The sequence below is a fragment of the Kiloniella sp. genome (assembly GCF_965205715.1).
In the GTDB taxonomy this organism is placed as follows: domain Bacteria; phylum Pseudomonadota; class Alphaproteobacteria; order Kiloniellales; family Kiloniellaceae; genus Kiloniella.
Genome location: NZ_CBDBHW010000006.1, coordinates 131764 through 157245, shown reverse-complemented (window position 1 = coordinate 157245; position 25482 = coordinate 131764). Strand labels below are relative to the sequence as shown.

Genomic DNA, 25482 nt, shown 5'->3' with positions numbered 1-25482 from the left:
TCGGCTAACTGCATCAACGCATTTCACGTATGCTTTTATTGCGCGTGGCATTGTTGAGGACATTTCAGTTTCTCGTTATTGTTTGGTTTGCGCTACTAGAACTGCTGTTCTCTTTAACGAGAACTGCTCTTGCCTCTAAAGCTGCCTGGGATAGCTGGTTTGCCATTTTAAGTTGGCTTGCTTTATCAGAAATCAGATCGTTGCGAATTTCAAGCATAACGTTCATCAGTCCACGTGATAAGGCGTGTTCTGTGAGGGTGTGCGTTACGCCGTCGATTGGGGCATAGGGCTCGTTCAAGCGCAGATCATAGATGTCAGTTTCTAATGCAAATGATTTAATTAAACCTTTTGCAAAGCGCTCATCCTCGTCGTGAAGGAACCCAATTTCAACGTCGCGTTTCTCGCCTTTATAAGTGGGTGTAAAGGAATGAACAGTTATAACGACCGGATTGCGTCCTTCGGCAAGTTTTTGATCGATACAAGAAGAAACCGCATTTTTGAAAGGTGTATAAACCGAAGCTATGCGTTCGTCCCGTTCTTCTTGAGAAAGGTTTTTATTGCCGGGAATTTCAAAGATCTCACTTTGAACAGGCATGGCGTTGTGTGCTTCGGGTGGACGATTGCAATCGTAAATAAGTCGAGAAACACATTGTTCAACAAGGGGTGCATTCAAGAGCTTTGACATGGTTTGTGCAACGGCAAGAGCGCCGGGATCCCATGCGATGTGCTTTTTTAGCTCATCTTCTTGAAGGCCGAGGTTGTCGTATTTCGGTGGTATATAGTTGGATGCATGTTCGCAGACGATAACAAACTCTCCATCGCCAGACAGGTTGGTTGTTTTAACCACGCCGTCAGCTGAAGATTCGTCTGCAGATTTTGTTAACTTACTCGACAATAACTATACCCCTGGTGTTTTTTTTTATTAGGTATTTTTGAAATTATATTTTCAGAACCAAAAAAAAAGTCAAGATATTTTCTGAAAAGAAAATTTCAAAATATTATTTTGTGGAGATATTTCTTCATTTGTGTTTAGAGTAGTCATTCTTTAACTACTTATTGGCGCATTAGCTTTTTGGCCATTGGCGTAAACCCTGCAGGAAACAGAAAATCTGAAAATGGATGAAAATCAAAATCTTACTGTCGCGGAACGCATTCGGAATAAGTTTGATAGCTTAACGCGTGCCGAAAGGCAGTTGGCAAATGCGATTTTAGAGGACTATCCAGTTTCTGGCTTGGGAAGTATTACTGACGTTGCAGAAACATCTGGAGTATCGACTCCAACTGTTGCCAGAATGGCGAAAAAGATGGGATTTGGTGGCTTTCCTCAAATGCAGGCTCAATTACGTACTGAGCTGAAAGCCACAATATCGAACCCGATCGCCAAACATGATCTTTGGGCTGAAAACGTTCCGGACACACATATATTAAATCGTTTTGCTGACTCTGTGATGGAGAATATGCGCCAAACACTTCGGCAAATTAATCCCGAAGACTTTAATGCTGTTGTTGCGCTTCTCTCGGATCTTGATCGAGATATCCATGTCGTGGGTGGCCGAATAACCCGGTCGATGGCAGATAATTTCTTCACTCATATGCAGGTTATGCGTTCCGGTGTGACGTTGGTTGCGCCTAATTCAAATACTTGGGCGCACTATGTTTTGAATATGAAAGAAGGTGATGTGCTGGTTGCTTTTGATATCAGGCGATACGAGCATGATATCCTCCGTCTGGCGGAAGTTGCGAAATCACGCGGTGTAAAGCTCATTCTCTTTACGGATCAATGGGGGTCTCCGGCAGCCAAATTAGCGGCTTACAGCCTAAACTGTCGTATAGAAGTTCCTTCTGCGTGGGATTCCCTTGTTGTGACACTATTCCTTGTCGAGGCTATTATCGCCGCAGTTCAAACAGATACCTGGGAAGAGACCAAAGGGAGAATGAAAACTTTGGAAGAGCTGTTCGATCAAACCAAGATGTTCAAGAAGTTTATCTAGAAAAGATAAACCCAGGTGAACACATTAAAGATTCAACCTGGGTTCTCTGTTCTTTAACGCTTGGGATCAATCAGGCTTAGGCAAGCTTTGATCCATTTCGCGAGCGGGCTGTGGACAACAGCTGCCTACAATTTTAGCAGGAACACCTACGGCAGTGCAGTGAGCGGGGACATCTTCGAGAACAACCGATGTTGCTCCGACCTTGGCACACTCGCCAACCTCGATATTGCCTAGGATCTTGGCCCCAGCACAAATCAATGCGCCTTGACGAATTTTTGGGTGGCGGTCTCCTGTGCCCTTACCTGTACCGCCAAGCGTTACGTTTTGCAGGAGGGAAACATTGTCTTCAATCACAGTTGTCTCACCAATAACAACACCTGTGCCGTGGTCAATCATGATGCCTTTGCCAATGCAGGCCGCGGGATGAATGTCGAGGCCAAAGACTTCCGAAATACGGTTCTGTAGGAAGAGGGCAAGGGCCTGCCTGTCATTGTTCCAGAGCCAATGGCTTAGACGGTAACACTGCAGAGCGTGAAAGCCCTTGAAGTAGAGCAGGGGTTCAAGGTGTGATGTGCAAGCGGGATCGCGCTCAAAGACGGCAAGTATATCTGCACGTATCGAAGTGACGATCGATGGATCTGCTTTAAAGGCATCTTCAAATACCTGGCCGAGAAGCTGAGCGGGAACGGCGTTATTGCCAAGCTTTTCCGCCAAGAGAAAACTGATTGCTTCTTCTAAACAGCTGTGGCTGAGCATTGTCGATTGCAAGAAACCTGAAAGTACAGGCTCTTTGGCAACCATTTCATGGGCCTCTTTTCGGATGTAAGACCAAATAATATCTGTCGTGTCAGCTTGCTCAGCTGTATAGGCCATTGCTCTTCCTTTGATGTTGCGTTTGCCTAGAGTGGGTATTGTATATGGATATAAGGGGAAGCCGAATCATTTTAAATGATTATTTGTGATTGTCTCTATTTGAAAATCAAATGCTATTGTTCGAGGTCAAACGCAAGCGTACCAATATCGGCTGATAGGCCATTATTGGTACGCTGGTTATATCTCTTCTAACTATTCCCAACATCAAACAGTAAATTCGACAAATGTATTCCAATCGACTGTGTCATACCCAAGGTCATCAAGAGAAGCGACAGTCAAACCTGTCATGACATTGGAGGAGCTTATGTATCCAGTCATAATTTCATTGCCAAACAGGGCATCATCCCAATGTGAATAATCTGTTCCAGCACCTTCACCCCACTCTAATGGTACTTCCCCAACACCACTGAATAAATCAGCGTAGGCCAAAACGGATTCAGGGCCATTAAATGTTGGTGTGCTTGTTCCTAGGCCGCTGATAAGCCCCAGATTATCCCAAATCGTGCCAAAGCCTACAGTGTGAAGCATTTCGTGTATGACTATGGAATCCCAAAGATCTATAGATTCAAAATAGCTGGCATCCGCACTGTCAAATTCCATTTTCCCAAGAGCGGGAAGGAAGCCATCTGTTCTAATGGCTGTTGGTCCTGCCTGACCCAGGACCCCGCCTTCACCATCAATCGCGGTTAATTCAGCTGTAATCTTAATGTCGTCTATGGTTTTCCCCCGGAACCGAACATCAGGAATATCACTTATGATGATATCCGTAATCCAGTCGGCGGCCCATACAAAGGCATCTTGTAATGATTCAGTCCACGTCCCTTTAAAGTCGATTAGGATGTTGAATTCCTGACTATCCGGGGTGCCGTCATCGCCACTCAGGTATTCATCAAGAATTGTGGGATCTCCACCTCCATCTCCCCCACCGTCATCTCCTCCTCCATTGCCGTTTCCATTGCCATTCCCTGGATTGTCGGGTTTTGCATAGGGAGTATTATCAAGGAAAATGAGGTCATTTGAGGACGAGTGATATTCGGAGGGTGATGTATAGGTATTGTCGCTGTAGGGGGTGTTTTCTGTTTCGTGATTATTAAAAAAGGGAAGTAAATTCAATGTTGTGCCAGTGCCCGTTTCGACAAGTGCTCCTGACGCAGCCAATAGATTTATACTCACCGATGCTTCTGTTGTAAGGGATGAGAAGTTATCGCTGGAAGGTGGAAGGCGTCCGGCGAGATCTTCTGTGGGTGGAGTGGGTAACTCCTCAATATGAATTGGTTTTTCCAAGTAGAGGAGGTCGGGTTCTGGGCTTACCTCCGGGAATAGGGTGGCGAGTTCATTTTCTGAGAGTTGTGCGCTCTTGATCTCAATTGGAATGAGGCTGGCCTCAGTTGCAAATTTTAATTGCTGATCAATTATTTCGTTTTCACTTTGTAATCCTGTGGAGTGGGAGCGCATGTTAAAATCCCTCAATAGTAATTGTTGGGCGAATTTAAGTAAAATTGTATGTAAAATATGTGAAGTATTCAAGAAATTAGCTCTTAAGCGTCAATAATCATACCCATGTATGTTGTTTTATTTGTAAGTAAGTTAATGATTATTAATTTATTCGTATTGATTGAATTTATTTATTTATATTCAATGGTCTGGTGTGATGCCTGCAAGCTTTAGGCGGGATTATATTTTATCTCTTTTATGCTTAATGGCGCTTCGGTAAGGTGAGTTCGAATAAATAATCCTTTCTATATAATTGAGCATTGTTCGGGCTATGAGAGATACCGCCGCCATTGGAGAGTACCTTCCTTTAGATACTGACAGGTTGAGGATCAGAAAATATCGGTTAACTGACATGGAAGAAACCAGGCCAATGAGCCAGGATCCTGTCTTGAGACAATGGATACCGTCCGGGGTTTTCAATGAGGAAGAGCACAGAGAATACGTTGCGAAATCAAGTGCTGATAAGGCGCAAGACTTTATCGTTGAAGACAAGCATACAGGAGAGATTGTCGGGGAAATGACCTTTCATCTCTGGTTTGTCGAGCGAACATGGGAAATAGGGTGGCTGATTTTACCCGCCTATCAAGGTAAGGGGTATGCAAGTGAAGCCGCACGAGCACTTATCAATCTAGGATTTAGAACTATGGGCTTGCACAGGATCATCGCAACTGCTCAGCCAGAAAATCCAGCATCTTGGCGTGTAATGGAAAAAGTTGGTATGAGAAGAGAAGGCCATTACAAGCAATGTATTCCTCGCCCTGATGGTACTTGGTGGGATGAAGTTTTTTATGCCATTCTTGCAGACGAGTTGTAAGAGGGCTTTAACTTTACAGCTCCGCGCTGAAGATCGGAAATCTCAGACTTATTCTTCTTGTAAAATTTTCTTCAAGAACTTCTTGGTTCTCTCTCTCTTGGGCGTTGAAAAAAGTTCCGTTGCTGGGGCTTCTTCGACAATTTGTCCGTCTGCCATAAAAATTACGCGGTCTGCCACGTCTCTGGCAAAGGCCATTTCGTGGGTCACAATGACCATGGTTCTGTGTTCATTTGCGAGATCCTTGATAACAGCAAGGACTTCTCCGACTAACTCAGGATCGAGAGCTGAGGTCGGTTCGTCAAAGAGAACAACTTGGCTCTTCTCCGCTTTGTTGAGTAGAAAAAGATGCCGACCGCCAAGTAACCTGTTGATATGTATGGTTTCTGATAACTTTACATAGAGCAGGTATATGACAATCAACATCTCGCAGCATATTTTAGGCCTCAAAGGGCAACGTGTAAATGAAATTAAACTGGATGACGGCGGTGTTAAGATTGTCATTCACTGCAGCCGAGACGCGCGTAGGAGGGCTATAGACCCTGCTACAGGCCAGAAGGGAAGCATCAACCAGCATGTCCGCCGACAAGTAAACGACATCCCCCTTTTTGGGTATCCTTGTGTGGTCGAGATTGAGCTGGCGCAGGTTTATATTAACAAGGGCGAACGCCGCATTGAGGGGTGTGATTTTGTTGATAAAGGGTGCCGTTTCACTCACCGATTTTGCCGACTGATCAGTGGATTATGTCGGCATATGTCTATTCAAGCGGTTTCCAGACATTTGGATATACGATGGGAAACGGTCAAGAATATCGACAGGGCATACCTTATTGAAACTCTCCCTACGCTTGATCCTGCAGAGCTAACTGGCTTGGAATATATTGGTGTAGATGAAGTTGCCCGGGCGAAAGGTCATGACTACATGACGGTGGTCTACGATATGGTTGGCGGTCATCTGATCTGGGTTGAAGCAGGCCGAACTGCCGAGGTTTTTTCAAGGTTTTTGAAACAACTGCAACCAGATACAGCCTGCAAAATAAAGGCCGTAGCGATGGATATGGGGCCTGCCTACCAAAAGGCTGTCAGAGAGTCCTTGCCGTTGGCCGACATAGTATTTGACCGTTTCCACGTCATGAAAAACTACAGCAAAGCTATCCATAATCAGCGTCGACTTGAGTTCAGAAAGGCCGATCCAAGTGGTAAAGAGTTGATGAAAGGGACACATTATCTGTTGCTCAAAAATGCGGATAAGTTGAGTGAAAAACAAAGTGACAAGCTGCAAAGGTTGCTGGAGAGCAATAGCAACCTGAATGCACTTTACGTCTTGAAAGAACAGCTTCAGCTGCTGTGGAGTGCCGCTTCATTTGAGGCGATGGCGGAGCAACTGGAACGTTGGTGCCTGATAGCAGATCAGTCACAGATGCTCTATCTAAAAAAGTTCGCGAAATCCCTACGGAAACATTGTGTGGGCATCTGCAACTACGCCAAACACAAGCTCACAAGCGCCAGGATAGAGGCTGGTAATGTCAGTATAGGAATGATCCGTAAGCGAGCCAGAGGCATCAAGGATACCGAATACTTCAAACTCAAAATTAGACAATCATCCATTCCAGATAATCAATCTATGCTCTATTTGAAATCCTAAATCTACTCAACAAAGCGGAGAAGTGCCCGAAATATTAACTTTACTCCCGCTCTCGAAGATGAGGTCAAAAAGAGTATGATATCCATTCCCACCTGGATGGCGAGACAGGCCAAGGCTCTTATTCAGTTCGAAAAGCCCTTTTGGAGAGACCGTAATCTATCGGGTCAAGCCTTTAGCCGCCTGGGCCCTCTGATGGAAATACATGACGCTTCAGCTTCGTCAAATACACCTTTCGCACTCTTTGGCTTTATCGGCGGCACACCAAGGCAACGTAAGGAGATGGGGGAAGAGAAACTAAAAACGGCTATAAAACAACAAATTACCAGACTTTATGGAACAGACACTCCGCTTCCATTAGACATCACCATCAAAGACTGGGGGAACGATAGGTTAACGGCAACAGAGGACGATATGGAACCTCTGCAAAATCATCCCCTATATGGACTCCCAAAGAGCCTCCGAGGATTATGGGATGGTCAACTAATATTTACAGGAACTGAAGTTGCTAACTCAGAAGGCGGCTATCTAGAAGGTGCGTTGGCTGCAGTAGAAGAAGCAATCGTACTTACGAATTAAGGCATACAAAAAGGAGAAGCCCTGCTTGTGCAGAGCTTCTCCTTTTTATTTATTGTCATTAATTTATTGTGACAAATGACCGTTACAGCTCGCCAAGTGTGATCTTTTTCTGATGCTCTTTTTCTTGTTGCTTTAACTCACGACGCTTTTCAATAATCGTGGCCACTTCACCACCGATATGATCAATGCCCCGCTTTTCCGACAGGCCAATCTGTTTTTCACGTTCTTCAAAACGCTGCCTCTGCTCATCACTTAGGTTTTCGTGACAATGATGGCAGGAGATGCCTTTCAGATAGTGCGGACTATCTTTATCTTCCTCGGTGATCGGCATACGACAGGCAAAGCACTGATCGTAGATGCCTTTTTCCAGGTTGTGTTTTACCGCCACCCGGCTATCAAAAACAAAGCACTCACCTTCCCAAAGAGATTCTTCTTCAGGTACTTCTTCGAGGTATTTTAAGATACCGCCTTCTAGGTGATAAACCTCTCCAAAGCCTTGTTCCTTCAGATAAGCCGTTGATTTTTCGCACCGAATACCCCCGGTACAGAACATTGCGACTTTCTTATCCTTTGCCCCCTCAAGGTTCTCTTTTACATAAGCAGGAAACTCTCTGAATGTGGCTGTCTTAGGATCGATTGCATTTTTGAAAGTTCCGATACCGACCTCGTAGTCATTACGGGTATCAACGATGACAACATCAGGATCAGAAATCAGTGTATTCCAGTCCTGTGGCTTCACATAAGTGCCTACGATCTGGTTGGGGTCAATCCCCTCAACACCCATGGTAACGATCTCTTTTTTGAGTTTTACCTTGGTACGGTGAAAAGGCATCTCATCGTGATAAGACTCTTTTGTCACCACATTTTTTAGACGGTCATCAGCACGAATATAAGCATGCAGTGCATTGATACCTTCTTGGGTCGAAGCAACAGTACCGTTGACCCCCTCGCGGGCGAGTAACAGTGTTCCTTTAACTTCATGCTCAAGCATAAATTTCTGTAGAGGTTCGCGGAGACTTTCAAAGTCTTCCAAAACGGCAAAATGATACAGTGCCGAAACAACAATATTTGACATCTTTCTTCCTTGTGCGGGCTGGAACGTAAAACCAGAGCTACAATATGTGGCGGCTGTATAACAAAGTGCTATCCGTATATCAAGCCAGACCTATAATCAGGCTTATTTCAGGCCACATATAGAAAATAATTTAATCCGGTAAACCCCCGGCTATGCCGGGGGACTCTCAATGGTTTGACCGTTCCCACGGTCTTACATTTCTTTGTTTATTGACCAAAATAACAAAGGAATTAGCCGATGAGAGATTACAAAAGCCTTGCACATACGAGATGGGATTGTAAATACCACGTGGTTTTCATCCCTAAACGCAGGCAAAAAGTTATCTATGGCAACCTACGTCAGTATCTTGGTGAAATTTTCCATGAACTGGCCGGGCATCGCGAAAGTAAGATTGAGGAGGGCCATTTGATGCCGGATCACATTCACATGTGTATCAGCATACCGCCCAAACATGCTGTTTCAAAAGTCGTTGGATACCTAAAAGGAAAAAGCGCGATTGCCATAGCTCGAAAATTCAAAAATAAAGCACGGAATTTCAAGGGTGAAAATTTTTGGGCCCGTGGATATTTCGTCTCAACTGTAGGGCTCGATGAACAGATGGTGAGGGAGTATATCAGAACGCAAGAAGAGCGTGATAAGTACTTTGACCAAATGGATATATTCAATCCATAACCGCTTTAGCGGTTCCCAATTTGCCCCTTTAAGGGGCTCACCCGCTTAAGCCCCCGGCTTTGCCGGGGGTCATTTAACTAGTTCAGAAATGAGTTAAATACATCATCGGCATTATAGACAATCTTACTTCCTTTTGGCTGAGCGCAATTTACCGAAATTTTTTCAATCCGGTCCACCTTAGGATTATACCGTCTTTGCCCAGTGTCATAAAACCTCGTCATTGAAAACACCCGGCTTTGCCCCGAAAGAAAAGTTGATTTCTCAGGTTCGTGCCAAAACCCCTTTGCACCATTAATAAGAATGATGCAGCCATCGATATCCCGGCGATCCTCGCTCTTAATTCCCACACTCGATTTATTTAACGATGTGAGTTTGAAATCAAAATCACCCTCACTGCCCTGACACCCCACAAGGAACAAAAAGGCAGGAACGAACACAAGCCAAAGTTTATTTACAGCCATAATATCTATCGTTAACTCCCCCATTAGTGGTTATTACCTAGGCTTTATTGAGGGAGCCTGTCCAGCTGTTTCATTTTTCATTTGATATATATTATAGATACTTAAGAAAAGTATTCAGAATAATCGAGACAAAAAGGTCAGAGTGACGATAAATTTTATTTTAGTAAGTTCAATATGATTGGTTTAGAAGTTGGTTAAAACACCACTGCTGTCATATACCTGAACACTGACATTTGGCTGCCTGCAGGTTACTAAAATCGCCTCTATCTGATCTACTCTTTGATCAAAGAGCCGATGCCCGATACTGTAAAATCTCGTCATTGAAAACATCCGGCTTTCACCTGATGCAAAGGCAGAACCCCCGGGTTCGTGTCTAAATCCTTTTGCACCATTGATAATAATATCACAGCCCTGGATGTCCCGAATACCTATATTTTTAATCCCGATATTCGATTTACTTTTTGAGATCATCTTAAAATCAAGCCCCTTATCACCCCCGTCACACCCAGAGAAAACGAGAACAAATGGCAACAATAAATATTTTAGATTATATATTGTCATAGCGTATCATGGTAATTCCACCCATAATTGTCAATCACTTAGACCGCACCAACTTTAGCAATGTATTTTCCGGACAAGAATATGCACATACGCGAAATGCTTAACTCAGATCACCAACTACTCATAAGATTGTTTGATAAAACACCTGGCGTAACATTGCGTGAAGCAGACTCTAAAGCGGCAACAGCAAGATATCTGGATAGAAATCCGGGCTTAAGCTTTATTGCTGAAATAAGGGGCGAGATTATCGGCTGTGTAATGTGTGGGCATGATGGGCGCCGGGGGTACCTACAGCATTTAATCGTGGCGCCGAAAGCACGAAAACAAGGGCTCGGGGAAAAGCTGTTTCAAAAGTGCATTGATGCTCTGGCTGATATAGGCATCGACAAAACCCATATTTTTGTCTTCAAAGACAATAGCCTGGCGAACACTTTTTGGGCTTCCAAAGGCTGGTCTCTGCGTCAGGATATTAACCAGTACTCTTATACCTATTCCGGAAATGAGAATGCTTAAACACTCCTCCTTGGGATAATGAGAGGCCTATCAAAACTGACGAGAGGGAAAGACAATCTCTCCCTCTCTTAAACTCTAATTAAATAGTTGAATAATCGATTGGCTGGTTTTTATCCAGAGTACGTGTAATCGGTGGCATTGGGTACTTAAGCCCTGTTGCACAGTTATAAAGAACTGCCCTATCGGTTGATTTAATTCTACCATCCGCTAACGACTGCTTATAAGCAGCATAAGTAGCCGCTCCCTCTGGACAAAGCAGAACACCCTCTTCTCTTACGACCTCCGCCTGAGCAACATCAATTGCGTCGTCGGTGACAGCAATCGCAAAGCCGCCACTTTCCCGGACAGCTCTCAAGATAAGAAAATCCCCCACAGCGATCGGAACACGTATTCCTGAAGCATGGGTATAAGCGTTTTCCCAAAGCGGAGCATGCTCTTCACCGTCTTCATAGGCCTTTACAATAGGCGCACACCCTGTGGACTGTACCGCGACCATCTTTGGTCTTTTCGATCCAATCCAGCCAATCGCCTCAAGTTCATCAAAGGCTTTCCACATACCAATAAGGCCTGTGCCACCACCCGTAGGATAGAAAATTACATCTGGCACTTCCCAACCCAGTTGCTCGGCAAGTTCCAAGCCCATGGTTTTTTTGCCTTCTATCCGGTAAGGCTCTTTTAATGTTGAGCAATCAAACCACCCCGTTGGCTCTTTGCCATCACCAACAATCTTGCCGCAATCATTGATCAAGCCATTAACGCGATAAACTTTGCCCCCTTGGTATTCAATTTCAGAGACATTTACTTCAGGAGTATCATCTGGGCAAAAAATCGTCGTCTCCATGCCTGCGTGGGTGGCATAAGCTGCCATCGCAGCCCCTGCATTACCATTTGTTGGCATCGCCAAACGCGTAATGCCCAGTTCCTTTGCCATCGCCACAGCCAATGCAAGACCACGCGCTTTAAAAGATCCCGTCGGCAATCGACCTTCATCCTTCACAATGAGCTCACCACCTTTTCCTGCGAGTTTGCGTAAGGGCATCAAGGGAGTCATCACCTCGCCGAGACTTACCACATTTTTAGTATCTCGCACGGGAAGGAACTCCCGGTACCGCCAAAATCCTCCCGGTCTTTTCGCAAGATCTTCTTTGGTAACAGCTTTTGCCAACGCCTTGAGGTCATAACGCACCAGTATCGGTTTCCCCACAGGAGATAAACCATGGAGTTGATTGGCTGGAAGCTTCTCACCAGTGTAAGAACATTCAAGGTGAGTGACGAAGTTTGGAAAGTCGTTCTCTACGGCAGGATCCAAAACAGAACGTTGTGACATTGCTTTCTTCCAATCATGAGCATCTAAGAAGTGTTGAGAAATTTATCAATTTCGTATCTTGGAAAGCATGCCGAGTAGAATTCACAATTGAAAGCCTCGTCTATTTATCTAATCCTTAATATCATTTTTACTTAACCTAACCCACATTAATAACCAACAAGCTTTATATTTTGGGCTCTTCTCCGCTTTGTTGAGTAGAAAAAGATGCCGACCTCCAAGTAACCTGTTGATATGTATGGTTTCTGATAACTTTACATAGAGCAGGTATATGACAATCAACATCTCGCAGCATATTTTAGGCCTCAAAGGGCAACGTGTAAATGAAATTAAACTGGATGACGGCGGTGTTAAGATTGTCATTCACTGCAGCCGAGACGCGCGTAGGAGGGCTATAGACCCTGCTACAGGCCAGAAGGGAAGCATCAACCAGCATGTCCGCCGACAAGTAAACGACATCCCCCTTTTTGGGTATCCTTGTGTGGTCGAGATTGAGCTGGCGCAGGTTTATATTAACAAGGGCGAACGCCGCATTGAGGGGTGTGATTTTGTTGATAAAGGGTGCCGTTTCACTCACCGATTTTGCCGACTGATCAGTGGATTATGTCGGCATATGTCTATTCAAGCGGTTTCCAGACATTTGGATATACGATGGGAAACGGTCAAGAATATCGACAGGGCATACCTTATTGAAACTCTCCCTACGCTTGATCCTGCAGAGCTAACTGGCTTGGAATATATTGGTGTAGATGAAGTTGCCCGGGCGAAAGGTCATGACTACATGACGGTGGTCTACGATATGGTTGGCGGTCATCTGATCTGGGTTGAAGCAGGCCGAACTGCCGAGGTTTTTTCAAGGTTTTTGAAACAACTGCAACCAGATACAGCCTGCAAAATAAAGGCCGTAGCGATGGATATGGGGCCTGCCTACCAAAAGGCTGTCAGAGAGTCCTTGCCGTTGGCCGACATAGTATTTGACCGTTTCCACGTCATGAAAAACTACAGCAAAGCTATCCATAATCAGCGTCGACTTGAGTTCAGAAAGGCCGATCCAAGTGGTAAAGAGTTGATGAAAGGGACGCATTATCTGTTGCTCAAAAATGCGGATAAGTTGAGTGAAAAACAAAGTGACAAGCTGCAAAGGTTGCTGGAGAGCAATAGCAACCTGAATGCACTTTACGTCTTGAAAGAACAGCTTCAGCTGCTGTGGAGTGCCGCTTCATTTGAGGCGATGGCGGAGCAACTGGAACGTTGGTGCCTGATAGCAGATCAGTCACAGATGCTCTATCTAAAAAAGTTCGCGAAATCCCTACGGAAACATTGTGTGGGCATCTGCAACTACGCCAAACACAAGCTCACAAGCGCCAGGATAGAGGCTGGTAATGTCAGTATAGGAATGATCCGTAAGCGAGCCAGAGGCATCAAGGATACCGAATACTTCAAACTCAAAATTAGACAATCATCCATTCCAGATAATCAATCTATGCTCTATTTGAAATCCTAAATCTACTCAACAAAGCGGAGAAGAGCCATATTTTGTTCCATATGTGGCTACACTATTAACTTGACTTAAGTTAGATGACCAAACGAATTATGATTTACGCAATGAACCGGAAACACTGAAGATAGGGCGAACCTATGAGCATGACTAAAGGTTTAAGCCTCCGAGCTATGGAGATTTTTGTTACTGTCGTTGAAAAAGGTAGTATGTCTGAGGCATCCAAACATTTGCAAATGACACAATCATCAATATCTCAGCATATCTCCAATCAGGAGGAGCTCTTCTCATCGGTCCTATTTGATCGATCAGTTCGTCCCCTTTCTCCCACTCCTGCTGGGCAAACTTACTACGAGCATGCCTTACAGGTACTCGATCAGGTATCGTTAATGTGGAGTACCCTTCAAAAAATCAATGTCGTCCCTCTCAATCAGATCAGGATTGCTGTGATCGACACCCTTGCTGACACTCTCGTGCCTGAACTGACCTACAAGATCGGTAATCTTCTGCCAAAAGGTAACATCAAGATATCTAGCGGACAGACAGATGATCACCGTGAAGCCCTTCTAAATAGAAAGACAGATCTCATCATCACCATGGACCCAATGGATGATGTCGATAACATGGAGAGATATCCTCTCTATAAGGAACCATTTGTCCTCGTCCTACCCGGAGATTATTCGTATGATAGCAATTCATTTGAGAAATTACTCATAGAGCTGCCCTTTATAAGATATAGCCCGAAACTACCCATCAGCCGTCTGATTGAACAACATTTGAGGCGTTTGCGACTAACCATCCCCCACCGCTATGAGCTTGATACCACTCGGGCTATCTTACCAATGGTCACTGCGGGGCACGGTTGGGCCCTAACAACGCCAACAGGATTACTCGATAGCCGCCATTTTTTGGATAAGGTTAAGATCATTCCGGTTCCGTTTACCAAATTTCACCGGACTATTTCTCTGGTTGCACGGCAAAAAGAATTGGGAAACATTCCACAAGAACTTTCAGAACTGTGCAAAGCGCATATTAAAAATGTTGGAATGCCTCAGATTAGCGACAAATTACAGTGGGCAATAAATGAAATCGAATTTTTCTAATTTGTAATTGGTTTCATAGTCAGGGATTCAAAAGACACCTACAATGCACACTATTTTTGTGTTTAATATTGATATTTACTTTTTATTTTGTAAAATAACTTGTAATTATAATTTACTTGATACATATCTGCGTAAATACACACCCTCATATAACATTCAAGTGAACGATAATGACCAAATCCTATTTTCAAGGACTGCTTACTGCGGCCACAATCGCAACATCTATTCTAGGCCTTTCTATCAGCACTGCTAACGCGGGTAGCGATAAAAACTTACTAACGCAGATTAAAGATCGTGGAACTATTTTGATTGGCCTAGAGGCCACCTATCCCCCCTTTAACTATCAGGATGAAAGTGGAGAGCTCGTTGGCTTTGAGGTAGATGTTGCCAAAGCTTTGGCTGAACGTCTCGGTGTAAATGCCGAATTCGTTCCAACAAAGTGGGACGGCATGCTTGCTGGCCTTGAAACCGAGCGTTTCGATATTATCACAAATCAAGTGACCATTACCGAAGAACGTCAGAAAAAATACGATTTCACAAAACCTTATACTGTCTCGGGAATTCAGGTTATCACACGCCAAGACAAACAAGGTGACTTCAACACCCCAGCAGATCTTACGGGTAAGTACGTTGGTGTCGGTCTAGGTAGTAACTACGAAGAGTGGTTATCAAAGAATGTCCCTGGAGCAGAAGTCTCAACATACGATGATAATGCTACTAAACTACAAGATCTCCTAGTTGGTCGCCTGGATGCCTTTCTCAATGACCGTCTAGCAGCTACATATTTATTGGAAAATTCCGGTGGTCGAGTTGTTGCTGCGGGTGAACCTTTTGACAAGCAGCGCATGGGCGTTGCCCTACGTAAGGGCAATGAAGAACTCCTCAAAGCCCTTAACAAAGGTCTTGATGAATTACGAGCAGATGGCACCTTGGCTGCAATCTCTCAAAAATGGTTCCAGTTAGACGCAACCAAATAGTTCTAGCTGGATAACACCATGGACGTAATTATGGCACTTCTCCGCTTTGTTGAGTAGATTTAGGATTTCAAATAGAGCATAGATTGATTATCTGGAATGGATGATTGTCTAATTTTGAGTTTGAAGTATTCGGTATCCTTGATGCCTCTGGCTCGCTTACGGATCATTCCTATACTGACATTACCAGCCTCTATCCTGGCGCTTGTGAGCTTGTGTTTGGCGTAGTTGCAGATGCCCACACAATGTTTCCGTAGGGATTTCGCGAACTTTTTTAGATAGAGCATCTGTGACTGATCTGCTATCAGGCACCAACGTTCCAGTTGCTCCGCCATCGCCTCAAATGAAGCGGCACTCCACAGCAGCTGAAGCTGTTCTTTCAAGACGTAAAGTGCATTCAGGTTGCTATTGCTCTCCAGCAACCTTTGCAGCTTGTCACTTTGTTTTTCACTCAACTTATCCGCATTTTTGAGCAACAGATAATGTGTCCCTTTCATCAACTCTTTACCACTTGGATCGGCCTTTCTGAACTCAAGTCGACGCTGATTATGGATAGCTTTGCTGTAGTTTTTCATGACGTGGAAACGGTCAAATACTATGTCGGCCAACGGCAAGGACTCTCTGACAGCCTTTTGGTAGGCAGGCCCCATATCCATCGCTACGGCCTTTATTTTGCAGGCTGTATCTGGTTGCAGTTGTTTCAAAAACCTTGAAAAAACCTCGGCAGTTCGGCCTGCTTCAACCCAGATCAGATGACCGCCAACCATATCGTAGACCACCGTCATGTAGTCATGACCTTTCGCCCGGGCAACTTCATCTACACCAATATATTCCAAGCCAGTTAGCTCTGCAGGATCAAGCGTAGGGAGAGTTTCAATAAGGTATGCCCTGTCGATATTCTTGACCGTTTCCCATCGTATATCCAAATGTCTGGAAACCGCTTGAATAGACATATGCCGACATAATCCACTGATCAGTCGGCAAAATCGGTGAGTGAAACGGCACCCTTTATCAACAAAATCACACCCCTCAATGCGGCGTTCGCCCTTGTTAATATAAACCTGCGCCAGCTCAATCTCGACCACACAAGGATACCCAAAAAGGGGGATGTCGTTTACTTGTCGGCGGACATGCTGGTTGATGCTTCCCTTCTGGCCTGTAGCAGGGTCTATAGCCCTCCTACGCGCGTCTCGGCTGCAGTGAATGACAATCTTAACACCGCCGTCATCCAGTTTAATTTCATTTACACGTTGCCCTTTGAGGCCTAAAATATGCTGCGAGATGTTGATTGTCATATACCTGCTCTATGTAAAGTTATCAGAAACCATACATATCAACAGGTTACTTGGCGGTCGGCATCTTTTTCTACTCAACAAAGCGGAGAAGAGCCATATTTCGAGCTGCCAGCCTGGGGGGGAGCGCGAGAAAAACCCGCTTTGCGGAGACGGAGCTTTTATTAGTAGTTTGGTTCAAATTAACAGTTAAACCATCTTCTGTTCTGATAATTTCTCTTACTTGGTGATTGAGCAGGAATTTCGCGGAGGGGATTTTATGTTCTAATCCTCTGATGATTTGTGAGATGCCCCCATCAACACGATAAGAAGTCATTTGATATTGCTGTGAGGGGATGCGTTCTGATTGGACATTGGGATCTTCGTAGAGCATGTCTCCTTGGTTTTGCTGTTCAAATACCGAGATGCCAAGGTTTTTGCAAAGTGTGGTCATTCGACGCTGGCCAGGCCAAAACCATGTTGGTCCCAAGTCCAACCCTTTGTGGTTGTCTATGCGCCCACCAAGACGGTCTCTTGCTTCAACCAACAGAAAGTCTTTTTCTTGATCAGCAAACTTGGAGGCCAGATACAAACCACTAATACCTCCACCGATAATAAGGTTGTCAGTATGCATTAAAAGTTTTCCTGATAGGGGCGGAGGTCCAGTTCGTGGCTCCATGTCGATTTGGGTTGTTGGATGAGTTGCCAGTAAGCTTGTGCAATGTCTTCCGGCTTCATCATGCGCAAAGGATCTAACGCGTGTCTCTCCCGGCTGCGTTCGGTATCAATGATGCCATCTAGTATGACATGGGCGACGTGGATACCTTGAGGCTGAAACTCCCGGGCGAGAGATTGAGCGAGGCCGCGTAGTGCAAACTTGGCAGAGGAAAAGGCAGAAAAATTTTTGCCACCCCTTAAACTGGCTGTTGCACCTGTCATGATAACGGTTCCTTCGCCCTGCGCTAACATGTGCGGAATGGTTAGCTGGCAGACATTAATCGCCGTTTGAACCATTGAGTTCCAAGTTACAGAAAACTCCTCGATATTTGTATCTAAGAACGGTTTTATGACGAGTTGTGCCGTGTTGTGAATGAGAACCTTTGGCGGCCCAAATTTCTTTACTGAGTGGTTGATGATCTCTTCAACGGACGCTCTGTCACCGAGATCAACCTGATTAAAGTGAATGTTCTCGTTAACAGGATCCTGATCAGGTTTAGACCTCGAAATTGCAAGGACGTGGTGATTTTCGTTCGCGAGTTTTGTCGCCATGGTCATGCCAAGACCGGGACCTGCTCCTGCGATAATGGCGAGTGGTTTTAATTCTGACATGACGCAATCCCTGTTCAATGATGACTTGCTTCAGTGTGCCATAAAAATAATAGCTGGGCTTTCGACTTTTCCGTGAAGTCAGAAGCCCAACCATTAATTTCTACTTCTTTAGTTACGGCCTGCCATAACCCCACCATCAGTATCCCAGATTGCGCCAGTAACCCATGAGGCCTGATCTGAAAGAAGGAAATTGATCACTGCAGCGATATCATCTGTCCGACCTACCCGACCGATGGGGTGGAAATCATCAAAACCACCTGTGAGAGTACCCTCAATCTCACTTGGTTCGATGAAGGATCCAAAAATCGGAGTGACAACTACGGCAGGAGAGACCGCATTCACCCGGATATTGTATTCGGCGAGTTCCATTGCGAGATGCTGGGTAAGAGAGTGTAAGCCAGCCTTTGCCATGGAATAGGCAGATGATGGCGTTGCTTTAATAGCTTGCTTTGCCCACATCGATCCGATGTTAACGATAGAGCCTCCACCATTCGATTTCATATTCTGGGCCACTGCCTGGGTTATGAAAAACAAACTCTTGTTTACCTGATGATATCCGTCGAAATCTTCAGCGGTGTGTTCCAGGAAAGAGACTGGTTTAAATGTCCCAGCAGCATTTACCAGGTATGAGATATGCCGTGTTTCACTTGAGATCGTTTTTACAAACGCGCTCACCTCACTGTCGGATTGCAGATCGACAGAATGTAGGTCAATGGAGCCTGATCCTATTGTTGTCAGTTCTGCTTTTACTTCTTCAAGTTTTGCCGGGTTTCTTCCAACAAGAATAAGGTCTGTTCCGTTTTCACGAAGCTTGTTGGCTGTTTCTTTGCCCATGCCACTTGAGCCGCCAATTATTAGAGCCACATTCGATGTCATCTTAATGTCCAATCTATCAGTAGGTAGGTAACTTACTTAAAGATGGATGAAAATTAGAAGAAGTCAAGATGCTTGCCTATCTTTAAGTAGGTAGGTGAAATGAAATTTAGAAAAATATGTTGTGTTTCAACGAATTGAGCGGATTATTTTTTCGGAAAAAATGAAGGGTTTATTTTTGAAAAAAGGGAATTAAGCTTTCTACTACAGCTTGCGGGTTTTCTTCCTGGGCGAAGTGGCCACAATCAATAGCTTGTCCCTCGACATTTTCGGCCCAGGATTGCCACAACCCCAAAGGGTTACCTGTACGTGCAGGAAAACCGATTTCTGCCCACAGGAAAAAAAGCGGTGCTTTGATTTTATTTCCTGCCTTGCGATCTTGATCGTCGAGGGCGCGGTCTATTGTTTGTAGAGCGTCAACCACTTTGTCCGGTTGCGTCAACCACCTTGGCCGCTTTTGATGCGGCTGTGATCTGACGTTTATTTACGATGCTTCAGGCATATTTTTCACCTTTTTGTTTGTGGTTTTCCGCAACATTTTTTTGAGATTTTGGGCGGCTTCCCATTGTCTGTAGCTGTCGATATTCATCTCAAGAATGGTTGAGTGGTGAACAAGACGATCGATTGCTGCAACGGTCATGGCCTTATCTTGAAAAATATTGTCCCATCCGCTAAAAGGTTGATTGGCAGCAATTGCAATACTTCGGTACTCATATCGTCTGGCGATCAATTCAAAGAGCACGGATGTTTCAGATATATCCCTTTGTGCATAGGTAATATCATCGAGAATGATGAGATCAAATTTATCGAGTTTTGCGAGGGCGTTTTCGAGCATAAGTTCACGTCTGGCAGCCTGGAGTTTTTGCACCAGATCACTGGTTTGCGTATAGAGCACACGGTATCCAGCCTCTATAAGAGCATAACCTACGGCGCATAGGAGATGAGTTTTTCCTCCCCCTGAATTTCCAATGGCAATCAGATTTGCTCTTGCGTCAATCCAGTCACCGGCAGACAAGGCTTCGACCTGCGCCTTTTTCACGTTAGGCAGCCGCTTGAAGTTAAAAGTGGCCAGAGTTTTTCCGCCCAGCAGGTTTGATGCGTTGAGATGGCGTTGAATGCGTCGCGTGTCCCTTTCGGCCAATTCATATTCGGCCAAAACGGCAAGGAACCTGGCTGCTGACCAGCCCTCCTTGTCGGATTGGATTGCGATATCTTGCCAGTGTTTGTGAAAGCTGGGTAATCGTAAGTCAGTTAGCATAAGAGGCAGCTTGTGCTGATCCACTTCAATGTTTGTCATGCCCGATCCTCCAACAGAGTATCAAAGACTGATAATGAAGGTTGAACCACGGGAATATCAGGAGGTAAATCCGTGTTCTTTTTTGTGATATTCAGCTTAAGTTTTTTTGCGCAAGGTAGCCTTCCTGCATTGATTTCTCTCGAAATCAGGTGCGCGACTTCGGCCTCACAAGCCTCTTCGTGCGCAAGGAAAAGTATCCCAACCATCTGACGACACGCATCTCTGCGGGACAACTTTTTCTGAAACAATGTCCAGGCCAGGGAGTACTCGGTTCTTGGAAAAATACTGTCACGATAAATAGAATTGGCGAGTGCCTGAGGTTTACGTTTGAGAGCATGAATGACGTGATGATAATTGATAACATGAATGCGGGGGCCTTTGCCGTGCCCCCGCTCACGAGAATGGCTGACGACATGAGTGCTGCCTAGATAGGCTTCTATCCGGTTATCGTAAATATGGACACGCAAGCGTTGACCAATTAGGCGAGAAGGGGCGCTATAAAAAACCTGCTTAACTAAAAAACCACTTGTTTTGGTAACTCTCGACACGACTTCAGTGTAATCTGTTGTTCGCCGAGGAGGTAACGCCTTGAGAGATTTCAACTCTGTTTGGATATCTTGGTCACGATGTTTGTTCCGTCTAGCAATCAGCTCGTCCAAAAATCGCCGATACTCATCCAAAGTGTCAAAGTCATTACTGCCACGCAAAATCAGGGCCTGCTTTATCGCAGTCTTAAGGTGACCGTGGTGAGATTCAATGGCACCGTTCTCGTGTGATTCCCCTCTGTTATTTCGACTGGCCTCCATACCGTAGTGCTCAACAAAAGCAGAATAACGTTTGGTAATGTCCTCCTTTTCCTCAACGCTCAAATTCCGAAAGGCCGCAGACAGGCTGTCGGTCCGGTGGTTTTCAGGAGCGCCCCCCAAGGACCAAAGCGCATTTTGTAAGTTCTCCGCAAGGGCTGTAAAACTCTCACCGCCAAGTACGACCCCAACATGTTCCCATCGGCTATATACCAGAACAAAATGATAGAGCCGATGCACCAAAGGATCTCCTGCAATGGTAATACTTAAGTCGGCTGCATCCGTGAAATCTGATTGGCCCATGTAACCCGGCTCAGGTGTTTGCCTGAAAATGATATCCTTTTCAGGGCCATTCAGAGCCCGCCACCCCCGAACTCGGCGCTCTAACGTGCGCTTGACACGGTCATCGGGAAAACGGAGCGGATAGAGGCTCTGTATGTGGCGCAACAAAGTAATGGGTTTGACCGAGTTGTCTTTATCCAAAATGGGAAGGATGTCCTTATCCCAGATATCTTCAAGCGGATCAGAAACTGTTCGCCCTCGCTTTATATTGCGTTGTGACGGTAAAGTCGCATCAACGTCAAATCGGCGGGCCGTGCGTTCGCTAAACCCTGCGCGGGCAGCGGCGGTTCGTTGACCATGAGTTTTTCTATCTGTCATGTAAAGTCTCAGTTGTTCATCTGTGATAAATTTATACGGCAAACAGGTTCCTCCAATTACATCTAGAGGTTCCTAATTTATCAACTCACAGCAGCTTGTAACTAACACCAAATTAAGCCTTGGCCGGTGGATCTGATTATCAAACGGGCACGCCCTTTTTAATGATCAGATCCACCGGCCAAGGTGGTTGTCGCAACCGGCCAAGGTTATTGTCGCTGAACAATTGTTGCTCCGGCACGGTAATCTTCGCAAAGGGCATGGATATGCTCGGGATCTCTAAACTGTTCGCTGTAACTCTCTAGTGAAACAGGGGAGAACACGTCCAGGTTACCGCCTTTTGTCCAGCTCTTTAAGGTCCATTCAAGGTAGGCAACGGGATCTGCCGAGATCATGTTTTCAGGAAGAGGGGCGGGCTGAGCAAGAAAAGTCCAATGATAGGCTTTTAGCGCCATTTCAGCATTGAAGCGTTCCCACATATCGATCGTGGGGACAACCTCAATAATGGCAATGCGTTCTATACTTTTCGGGTGATCCAGTGCCATACGGTAAGACACTCTGGCACCGCGGTCATGTCCGATGACATTAAAGCTTTCATGGCCAAAGCTTTCCATAAGGGCGACCATATCCTTGGCCATTTCCCGTTTGGAGTAAGTATAGTGCTCTTGATCTGTTGGGGGTGTGTCGCTTCGGCCATATCCTCTCAGGTCGGGGATGACACATTTGAAGTTTTTAGCAAATTCAGGTGCCACCTTTCCCCAGGTAGCATGGGTTTGAGGATAACCATGCAACAAAAGCAGCGGCTTTCCTTTACCTGCGGTGTGCACGCTTATTTTTACGCCATTTACTTTAACGTATGTGTGGGTGAAGCCGGGCAAGGTAGAAGATTGCATCTGCTTTTGTTCTTTCAAGGGAAAGGTTATTTATTCGTGAGGGTTTTGTTATAAAAGGCTGTTATCTCTTTATTGAACTCTTTGTGAAAACTATGCCGATTAAAGGCTGGATCATCAAGGCATACCATTTTCCATACGCGTGGATTGGCTTCTTCTAACAGGGGATTGCATGGAGGAAGAAAGGCAAAGTGCCCCGCCTTATTGATCAAGTGATACTCGGGTTTAATTGGTATCCCCTTTAAAATTATATTGGTGTTGGTCATCGTTGGAACATTCAGGTCTTTTGATCCCGCCCAAAGCTGTATGGGAGCGGTAACGTTCTCTAATCCCTTTTTATCAAAAGCAAACCCAAGACCGGGAGCAACAACCACAGCTGCGGTTATTCGTGGATCATAGTTCCATGCTGATCGAGGGAGGTTTTCGAGCCCTGATGCTTTGAATTCGTCATTTATGCCAAGTTTACAAACAAGTTCCGTCGGATTTTTGTCGCAATGAGAAATCAGCCTTTTAATATTGGGGACCGCACCTGAGGAGACCAGAGCTGTATAAGCTCCAGCAGAAAAACCGAACATTCCGATTTTTGAAGGTGCAACTTTGCTCGCGTTTTTCCAGTTATTGAGCATGAAATCAATCACGAGTTTTATGTGCCGTGGACGATCAATCATCCATTTTTGTGGTGGGTAACTTTCGTCTTCATAGTTATTACCTGTGTGATTGGGGGCTACGACGATGTACCCAGACCGGGTAAGTGTTTGGGCAAGTCCAGCATGACTGCCCATCCAGCCACCATATCCGTGTGAAAGTACGATGAGAGGAAGGTCCTGGCCTTCAAGTTTTCCGCCGAGAGCAAGTGCCTGTCGGAATGGTGTATTGTCTTGTCCAGGAACAGGACTGTTGCTTGGATACCAAATGCCGACTTCAAGCTGTTTGTCGCTCGGATCAGAAACGATTTCGCGTTGAAATCCGATGGCCTTTGCTTGTGTTAAACTGGCTATTAGGAACAGAGCTGCGATGCCGGGGAGGAATTTCATGATCATCATGCCTCGTATTAGATGTCTTTCAGGTTGAAGAGTTTCTAATAACTGACATGTTGTGTTTTCCTGTGAGACCTAAATCATGATTTAGGTCGTACAATATTACGATGTAGGTCCTGCTCGATTAAGATTAGGTTTTAAACCTCGCAAATTTATTGTGACGTGGTTATCGTCTGACCTGAATACTTCTGATTTTGCGCAGGGCCTCATATGCTTTTCGTACCGCTACCTTTTGTCGTGACTCTTTTGCTGGTGATCATTTTGGCTCAATTGTTGAGGCGAGAAGAAACGCCAAAGACAAGTCGACTTTTTGTGTCCCTGATCGTTCTCTATGCTGTCTTGTCTGTGTTGATCGGTATTCGCTGGGGGTATGGAGTGCTGATGTTTTTACCTGTACAGTCTGTCTTGGCGGCAAGTTGGGCCTCACTTGCGTGGTTAAGCTTTCGGCAGTTGGCCAAGGGTGGTCCAGACATTCTTTTATCCCGAGACTGGATGCATTTTATTCCGTCGCTAGTTGTGCTCTCTTTAATCTTATTGTGGCCGAGCCCAATAGATGTCGTGCTGATCATGATCTATTCTGGTTATGGCCTTGCCCTTCTAAAAATGGCATTCTCAGGCTCTGATTGCCTTTCTATGGCCCGACTTGATGAAAGCCCCCGTGCCCATAGAGCTCTTTTCGTAACGGCAATTTTTTTGCTCCTTTTTGCTCTGGTCGATATCGTCATATCGTTGGATATTAATTTAAACGAGGGGCATTACTCGGCCCTCATCGTCTCATTGGCTAACCTTCCTGCCTTAGTTTTGTTAGGCCTTTCATCAGCTATTGCCGATAACGCCAGGGTGAAAAGGCCCTATAGTGAAAAAGATCTCGTTGGTGAAGCTGTACTCGGACCTGAAGATATTGAGGTTCTTAAAAGAGTGGATGAGTTACTTGGAGGGAGGGGTGTTTTTTGTGATTTTGATTTAAATCTTGATCGTTTGGCACGTAAATGTGGAATTCCATCTCGAAAAATATCAGGCGCAATAAACCGGATTAAAAACCAAAATGTCTCACAATATGTCAATGAATTCCGTGTGGCAGAAGTTTGTCGTCTTCTCATCGCTTCTGACCAACCCATTACAACAGTAATGTTCGATGCCGGATTTCAGACTAAATCAAATTTTAATAGAGAATTTCGCCGTGTTACCGGCATTAGTCCGAAAGATTGGCGCAATCAGTTTCCAAATGTGAAATATAAGCCTCAGTAATTGTGAGCAAGAAAGATCGGTTTTCTTGGTCATTCTGAATTTATAAGTCTCACTTTGAAGAATTTGAGTAATTTGGTATCAAAAATTTAGAGGTGATCGTTATATCCTTTTAACGGAGGTTTGTTTTGAACTGATGCAAATCAGCATCTCGTGTGGTGAAAATGCATCACTCAATATTAAGTTGTAATTTCAACGTGATAAGATCTTGGCAACAAGTAGTTTCGAAGCTAAAAAGATTTCGTGATTTACTTTAAGCTTTAAAAGGAGCGTTCTATGACCCGTTATTCTGCCTCTGCATATATCCGCACGAGTGCATACGGGATTCGTACACGCTCAGCTTATGTCACTCGTGTTTCCGGCGCCGTTCTCAGCGGATGTTATACCTGCTGAAGCGGTAAGGTACCCAACTTTCTGGTACTGACTGTTTGGAAATAGTAGTTCACCTTTCTCATTAACTATCTATAACAAATTTCTTCTATTGCATGTTTTGTCGTGCGTTTTTACGT

27 protein-coding genes and 1 pseudogene are annotated in these 25482 nt (G+C 44.9%); 10 read left to right on the top strand and 18 right to left on the bottom strand.

The window, feature by feature from the left end; translation table 11 throughout:
• Positions 1-64: 64 nt before the first annotated feature.
• Positions 65-895: an N-formylglutamate amidohydrolase gene (locus tag ACOGW3_RS05250; protein ID WP_419902007.1), complete on the bottom strand. Its 831-nt coding sequence runs from the start codon at positions 893-895 to the stop codon at positions 65-67.
• 220 nt (positions 896-1115) lie between these two features.
• On the opposite strand from ACOGW3_RS05250, the gene ACOGW3_RS05245 reads away from it, so the two are divergent.
• On the top strand, positions 1116-1991 hold the full coding sequence (locus ACOGW3_RS05245; protein WP_419902006.1) for a MurR/RpiR family transcriptional regulator: 876 nt from the start codon (positions 1116-1118) through the stop codon (positions 1989-1991).
• Positions 1992-2057: 66 nt separating this feature from the next.
• Here ACOGW3_RS05245 and cysE read toward each other — a convergent pair whose 3' ends face one another.
• Both cysE and ACOGW3_RS05235 read right to left on the bottom strand, forming a co-directional pair.
• The gene (gene cysE, locus ACOGW3_RS05240; protein WP_419902005.1) at positions 2058-2864 is read right to left on the bottom strand and encodes a serine O-acetyltransferase; all 807 of its coding nucleotides are present in this window, start codon (positions 2862-2864) and stop codon (positions 2058-2060) included.
• A 204-nt stretch (positions 2865-3068) separates the two neighbouring features.
• Positions 3069-4319 carry a leishmanolysin-related zinc metalloendopeptidase gene (locus ACOGW3_RS05235; RefSeq protein ID WP_419902004.1) on the bottom strand — a complete coding sequence of 417 codons (1251 nt, stop codon included), beginning with the start codon at positions 4317-4319 and terminating at the stop codon, positions 3069-3071.
• Positions 4320-4629: 310 nt separating this feature from the next.
• Between ACOGW3_RS05235 and ACOGW3_RS05230 the strand changes: the two genes are divergently transcribed.
• The gene (locus ACOGW3_RS05230) at positions 4630-5172 is read left to right on the top strand and encodes a GNAT family N-acetyltransferase (protein ID WP_419902003.1); all 543 of its coding nucleotides are present in this window, start codon (positions 4630-4632) and stop codon (positions 5170-5172) included.
• A gap of 48 nt (positions 5173-5220) precedes the next feature.
• On the opposite strand, the pseudogene ACOGW3_RS05225 reads toward ACOGW3_RS05230, so the two are convergent.
• Positions 5221-5481, bottom strand: a pseudogene (locus ACOGW3_RS05225) (polar amino acid ABC transporter ATP-binding protein); the annotation flags it as partial.
• Positions 5482-5581: 100 nt separating this feature from the next.
• Between ACOGW3_RS05225 and ACOGW3_RS05220 the strand changes: the two are divergent.
• Entirely contained in the window at positions 5582-6814 is a 1233-nt protein-coding gene (locus tag ACOGW3_RS05220; RefSeq protein ID WP_419901077.1) for an ISL3 family transposase, read from the top strand.
• Complete coding sequence (locus ACOGW3_RS05215; RefSeq protein ID WP_419902470.1) at positions 6815-7390, top strand: FAD-dependent oxidoreductase; 576 nt, start codon at positions 6815-6817, stop codon at positions 7388-7390.
• An 82-nt stretch (positions 7391-7472) separates the two neighbouring features.
• Here ACOGW3_RS05215 and ACOGW3_RS05210 read toward each other — a convergent pair whose 3' ends face one another.
• A complete protein-coding gene (locus tag ACOGW3_RS05210; protein ID WP_419902002.1) occupies positions 7473-8465 on the bottom strand; it encodes a rhodanese-related sulfurtransferase in 993 nt (330 codons plus the stop codon).
• Between the two features lie 237 nt (positions 8466-8702).
• On the opposite strand from ACOGW3_RS05210, the gene tnpA reads away from it, so the two are divergent.
• Positions 8703-9137 (top strand): IS200/IS605 family transposase, encoded by a 435-nt coding sequence (gene tnpA, locus ACOGW3_RS05205; protein WP_419901154.1) that lies wholly within the window; start codon positions 8703-8705, stop codon positions 9135-9137.
• A 77-nt stretch (positions 9138-9214) separates the two neighbouring features.
• On the opposite strand, the gene ACOGW3_RS05200 is transcribed toward tnpA, so the two are convergent.
• Positions 9215-9598 (bottom strand): hypothetical protein, encoded by a 384-nt coding sequence (locus tag ACOGW3_RS05200; protein ID WP_419902001.1) that lies wholly within the window; start codon positions 9596-9598, stop codon positions 9215-9217.
• 183 nt (positions 9599-9781) lie between these two features.
• A complete protein-coding gene (locus tag ACOGW3_RS05195; protein WP_419902000.1) occupies positions 9782-10159 on the bottom strand; it encodes a hypothetical protein in 378 nt (125 codons plus the stop codon).
• A gap of 156 nt (positions 10160-10315) precedes the next feature.
• Between ACOGW3_RS05195 and ACOGW3_RS05190 the strand changes: the two genes are divergently transcribed.
• Positions 10316-10672: a GNAT family N-acetyltransferase gene (locus tag ACOGW3_RS05190; RefSeq protein WP_419901999.1), complete on the top strand. Its 357-nt coding sequence runs from the start codon at positions 10316-10318 to the stop codon at positions 10670-10672.
• A gap of 79 nt (positions 10673-10751) precedes the next feature.
• Here ACOGW3_RS05190 and ACOGW3_RS05185 read toward each other — a convergent pair whose 3' ends face one another.
• Both ACOGW3_RS05185 and ACOGW3_RS05180 read right to left on the bottom strand, forming a co-directional pair.
• The gene (locus tag ACOGW3_RS05185) at positions 10752-11999 is read right to left on the bottom strand and encodes a threonine synthase (RefSeq protein WP_419901998.1); all 1248 of its coding nucleotides are present in this window, start codon (positions 11997-11999) and stop codon (positions 10752-10754) included.
• Between the two features lie 108 nt (positions 12000-12107).
• Positions 12108-12281 carry a hypothetical protein gene (locus tag ACOGW3_RS05180; RefSeq protein WP_419901997.1) on the bottom strand — a complete coding sequence of 58 codons (174 nt, stop codon included), beginning with the start codon at positions 12279-12281 and terminating at the stop codon, positions 12108-12110.
• Here ACOGW3_RS05180 and ACOGW3_RS05175 point away from each other — a divergent pair.
• From ACOGW3_RS05175 to tcyJ, 3 genes are all read left to right on the top strand, one after another.
• The gene (locus ACOGW3_RS05175; protein ID WP_419901077.1) at positions 12268-13500 is read left to right on the top strand and encodes an ISL3 family transposase; all 1233 of its coding nucleotides are present in this window, start codon (positions 12268-12270) and stop codon (positions 13498-13500) included. The two genes, ACOGW3_RS05180 and ACOGW3_RS05175, sit on opposite strands and share 14 nt — an antisense overlap.
• Positions 13501-13640: 140 nt before the next feature.
• Positions 13641-14597 carry a LysR family transcriptional regulator gene (locus ACOGW3_RS05170; protein WP_419901996.1) on the top strand — a complete coding sequence of 319 codons (957 nt, stop codon included), beginning with the start codon at positions 13641-13643 and terminating at the stop codon, positions 14595-14597.
• Positions 14598-14767: 170 nt separating this feature from the next.
• On the top strand, positions 14768-15574 hold the full coding sequence (gene tcyJ / locus ACOGW3_RS05165; RefSeq protein WP_419901995.1) for a cystine ABC transporter substrate-binding protein: 807 nt from the start codon (positions 14768-14770) through the stop codon (positions 15572-15574).
• A 59-nt stretch (positions 15575-15633) separates the two neighbouring features.
• On the opposite strand, the gene ACOGW3_RS05160 is transcribed toward tcyJ, so the two are convergent.
• From ACOGW3_RS05160 to ACOGW3_RS05120, 9 genes are all read right to left on the bottom strand, one after another.
• Positions 15634-16866, bottom strand: a complete 1233-nt coding sequence (locus ACOGW3_RS05160; RefSeq protein WP_419901077.1) for an ISL3 family transposase — start codon at positions 16864-16866, stop codon at positions 15634-15636.
• A 70-nt stretch (positions 16867-16936) separates the two neighbouring features.
• Positions 16937-17476, bottom strand: coding sequence for an FAD-dependent oxidoreductase (locus tag ACOGW3_RS05155; RefSeq protein ID WP_419901994.1), 540 nt, complete (start codon positions 17474-17476; stop codon positions 16937-16939).
• Positions 17476-18171, bottom strand: a complete 696-nt coding sequence (locus ACOGW3_RS05150; RefSeq protein ID WP_419901993.1) for an SDR family NAD(P)-dependent oxidoreductase — start codon at positions 18169-18171, stop codon at positions 17476-17478. The genes ACOGW3_RS05155 and ACOGW3_RS05150 overlap by 1 nt, the downstream gene beginning before the upstream one ends.
• Positions 18172-18279: 108 nt before the next feature.
• The gene (locus ACOGW3_RS05145) at positions 18280-19047 is read right to left on the bottom strand and encodes an SDR family NAD(P)-dependent oxidoreductase (RefSeq protein WP_419901992.1); all 768 of its coding nucleotides are present in this window, start codon (positions 19045-19047) and stop codon (positions 18280-18282) included.
• A gap of 169 nt (positions 19048-19216) precedes the next feature.
• Complete coding sequence (locus ACOGW3_RS05140) at positions 19217-19468, bottom strand: alpha/beta fold hydrolase (RefSeq protein ID WP_419901991.1); 252 nt, start codon at positions 19466-19468, stop codon at positions 19217-19219.
• A gap of 60 nt (positions 19469-19528) precedes the next feature.
• Complete coding sequence (gene istB / locus ACOGW3_RS05135; RefSeq protein WP_419901088.1) at positions 19529-20341, bottom strand: IS21-like element helper ATPase IstB; 813 nt, start codon at positions 20339-20341, stop codon at positions 19529-19531.
• On the bottom strand, positions 20338-21846 hold the full coding sequence (gene istA, locus ACOGW3_RS05130; RefSeq protein WP_419901087.1) for an IS21 family transposase: 1509 nt from the start codon (positions 21844-21846) through the stop codon (positions 20338-20340). The genes istB and istA overlap by 4 nt, the downstream gene beginning before the upstream one ends.
• A 164-nt stretch (positions 21847-22010) precedes the next feature.
• Complete coding sequence (locus tag ACOGW3_RS05125; RefSeq protein ID WP_419901990.1) at positions 22011-22694, bottom strand: alpha/beta fold hydrolase; 684 nt, start codon at positions 22692-22694, stop codon at positions 22011-22013.
• A 26-nt stretch (positions 22695-22720) separates the two neighbouring features.
• The gene (locus ACOGW3_RS05120; protein ID WP_419901989.1) at positions 22721-23725 is read right to left on the bottom strand and encodes an alpha/beta hydrolase family protein; all 1005 of its coding nucleotides are present in this window, start codon (positions 23723-23725) and stop codon (positions 22721-22723) included.
• Positions 23726-23938: 213 nt separating this feature from the next.
• Between ACOGW3_RS05120 and ACOGW3_RS05115 the strand changes: the two genes are divergently transcribed.
• Complete coding sequence (locus ACOGW3_RS05115) at positions 23939-24976, top strand: helix-turn-helix domain-containing protein (RefSeq protein WP_419901988.1); 1038 nt, start codon at positions 23939-23941, stop codon at positions 24974-24976.
• Positions 24977-25482: the final 506 nt, after the last annotated feature.

Excerpts from the sequence above, each read along its gene's own strand:
- ACOGW3_RS05160 (WP_419901077.1), bottom strand. The coding sequence starts at position 16,866 with ATGACAATCAACATCTCGCAGCATATTTTAGGCCTCAAAGGGCAACGT.
- ACOGW3_RS05170 (WP_419901996.1), top strand. The coding sequence starts at position 13,641 with ATGACTAAAGGTTTAAGCCTCCGAGCTATGGAGATTTTTGTTACTGTC.
- ACOGW3_RS05125 (WP_419901990.1), bottom strand. The coding sequence starts at position 22,694 with ATGCAATCTTCTACCTTGCCCGGCTTCACCCACACATACGTTAAAGTA.
- ACOGW3_RS05120 (WP_419901989.1), bottom strand. The coding sequence starts at position 23,725 with ATGAAATTCCTCCCCGGCATCGCAGCTCTGTTCCTAATAGCCAGTTTA.
- tnpA (WP_419901154.1), top strand. The coding sequence starts at position 8,703 with ATGAGAGATTACAAAAGCCTTGCACATACGAGATGGGATTGTAAATAC.
- ACOGW3_RS05180 (WP_419901997.1), bottom strand. The coding sequence starts at position 12,281 with ATGTTGATTGTCATATACCTGCTCTATGTAAAGTTATCAGAAACCATA.
- ACOGW3_RS05235 (WP_419902004.1), bottom strand. The coding sequence starts at position 4,319 with ATGCGCTCCCACTCCACAGGATTACAAAGTGAAAACGAAATAATTGAT.
- ACOGW3_RS05155 (WP_419901994.1), bottom strand. The coding sequence starts at position 17,476 with ATGCATACTGACAACCTTATTATCGGTGGAGGTATTAGTGGTTTGTAT.
- ACOGW3_RS05150 (WP_419901993.1), bottom strand. The coding sequence starts at position 18,171 with ATGTCAGAATTAAAACCACTCGCCATTATCGCAGGAGCAGGTCCCGGT.
- ACOGW3_RS05145 (WP_419901992.1), bottom strand. The coding sequence starts at position 19,047 with ATGACATCGAATGTGGCTCTAATAATTGGCGGCTCAAGTGGCATGGGC.
- ACOGW3_RS05185 (WP_419901998.1), bottom strand. The coding sequence starts at position 11,999 with ATGTCACAACGTTCTGTTTTGGATCCTGCCGTAGAGAACGACTTTCCA.
- ACOGW3_RS05175 (WP_419901077.1), top strand. The coding sequence starts at position 12,268 with ATGACAATCAACATCTCGCAGCATATTTTAGGCCTCAAAGGGCAACGT.
- ACOGW3_RS05200 (WP_419902001.1), bottom strand. The coding sequence starts at position 9,598 with ATGGCTGTAAATAAACTTTGGCTTGTGTTCGTTCCTGCCTTTTTGTTC.
- ACOGW3_RS05115 (WP_419901988.1), top strand. The coding sequence starts at position 23,939 with ATGCTTTTCGTACCGCTACCTTTTGTCGTGACTCTTTTGCTGGTGATC.
- ACOGW3_RS05245 (WP_419902006.1), top strand. The coding sequence starts at position 1,116 with ATGGATGAAAATCAAAATCTTACTGTCGCGGAACGCATTCGGAATAAG.
- istB (WP_419901088.1), bottom strand. The coding sequence starts at position 20,341 with ATGACAAACATTGAAGTGGATCAGCACAAGCTGCCTCTTATGCTAACT.
- ACOGW3_RS05220 (WP_419901077.1), top strand. The coding sequence starts at position 5,582 with ATGACAATCAACATCTCGCAGCATATTTTAGGCCTCAAAGGGCAACGT.
- ACOGW3_RS05230 (WP_419902003.1), top strand. The coding sequence starts at position 4,630 with ATGAGAGATACCGCCGCCATTGGAGAGTACCTTCCTTTAGATACTGAC.
- ACOGW3_RS05210 (WP_419902002.1), bottom strand. The coding sequence starts at position 8,465 with ATGTCAAATATTGTTGTTTCGGCACTGTATCATTTTGCCGTTTTGGAA.
- ACOGW3_RS05195 (WP_419902000.1), bottom strand. The coding sequence starts at position 10,159 with ATGACAATATATAATCTAAAATATTTATTGTTGCCATTTGTTCTCGTT.
- tcyJ (WP_419901995.1), top strand. The coding sequence starts at position 14,768 with ATGACCAAATCCTATTTTCAAGGACTGCTTACTGCGGCCACAATCGCA.
- cysE (WP_419902005.1), bottom strand. The coding sequence starts at position 2,864 with ATGGCCTATACAGCTGAGCAAGCTGACACGACAGATATTATTTGGTCT.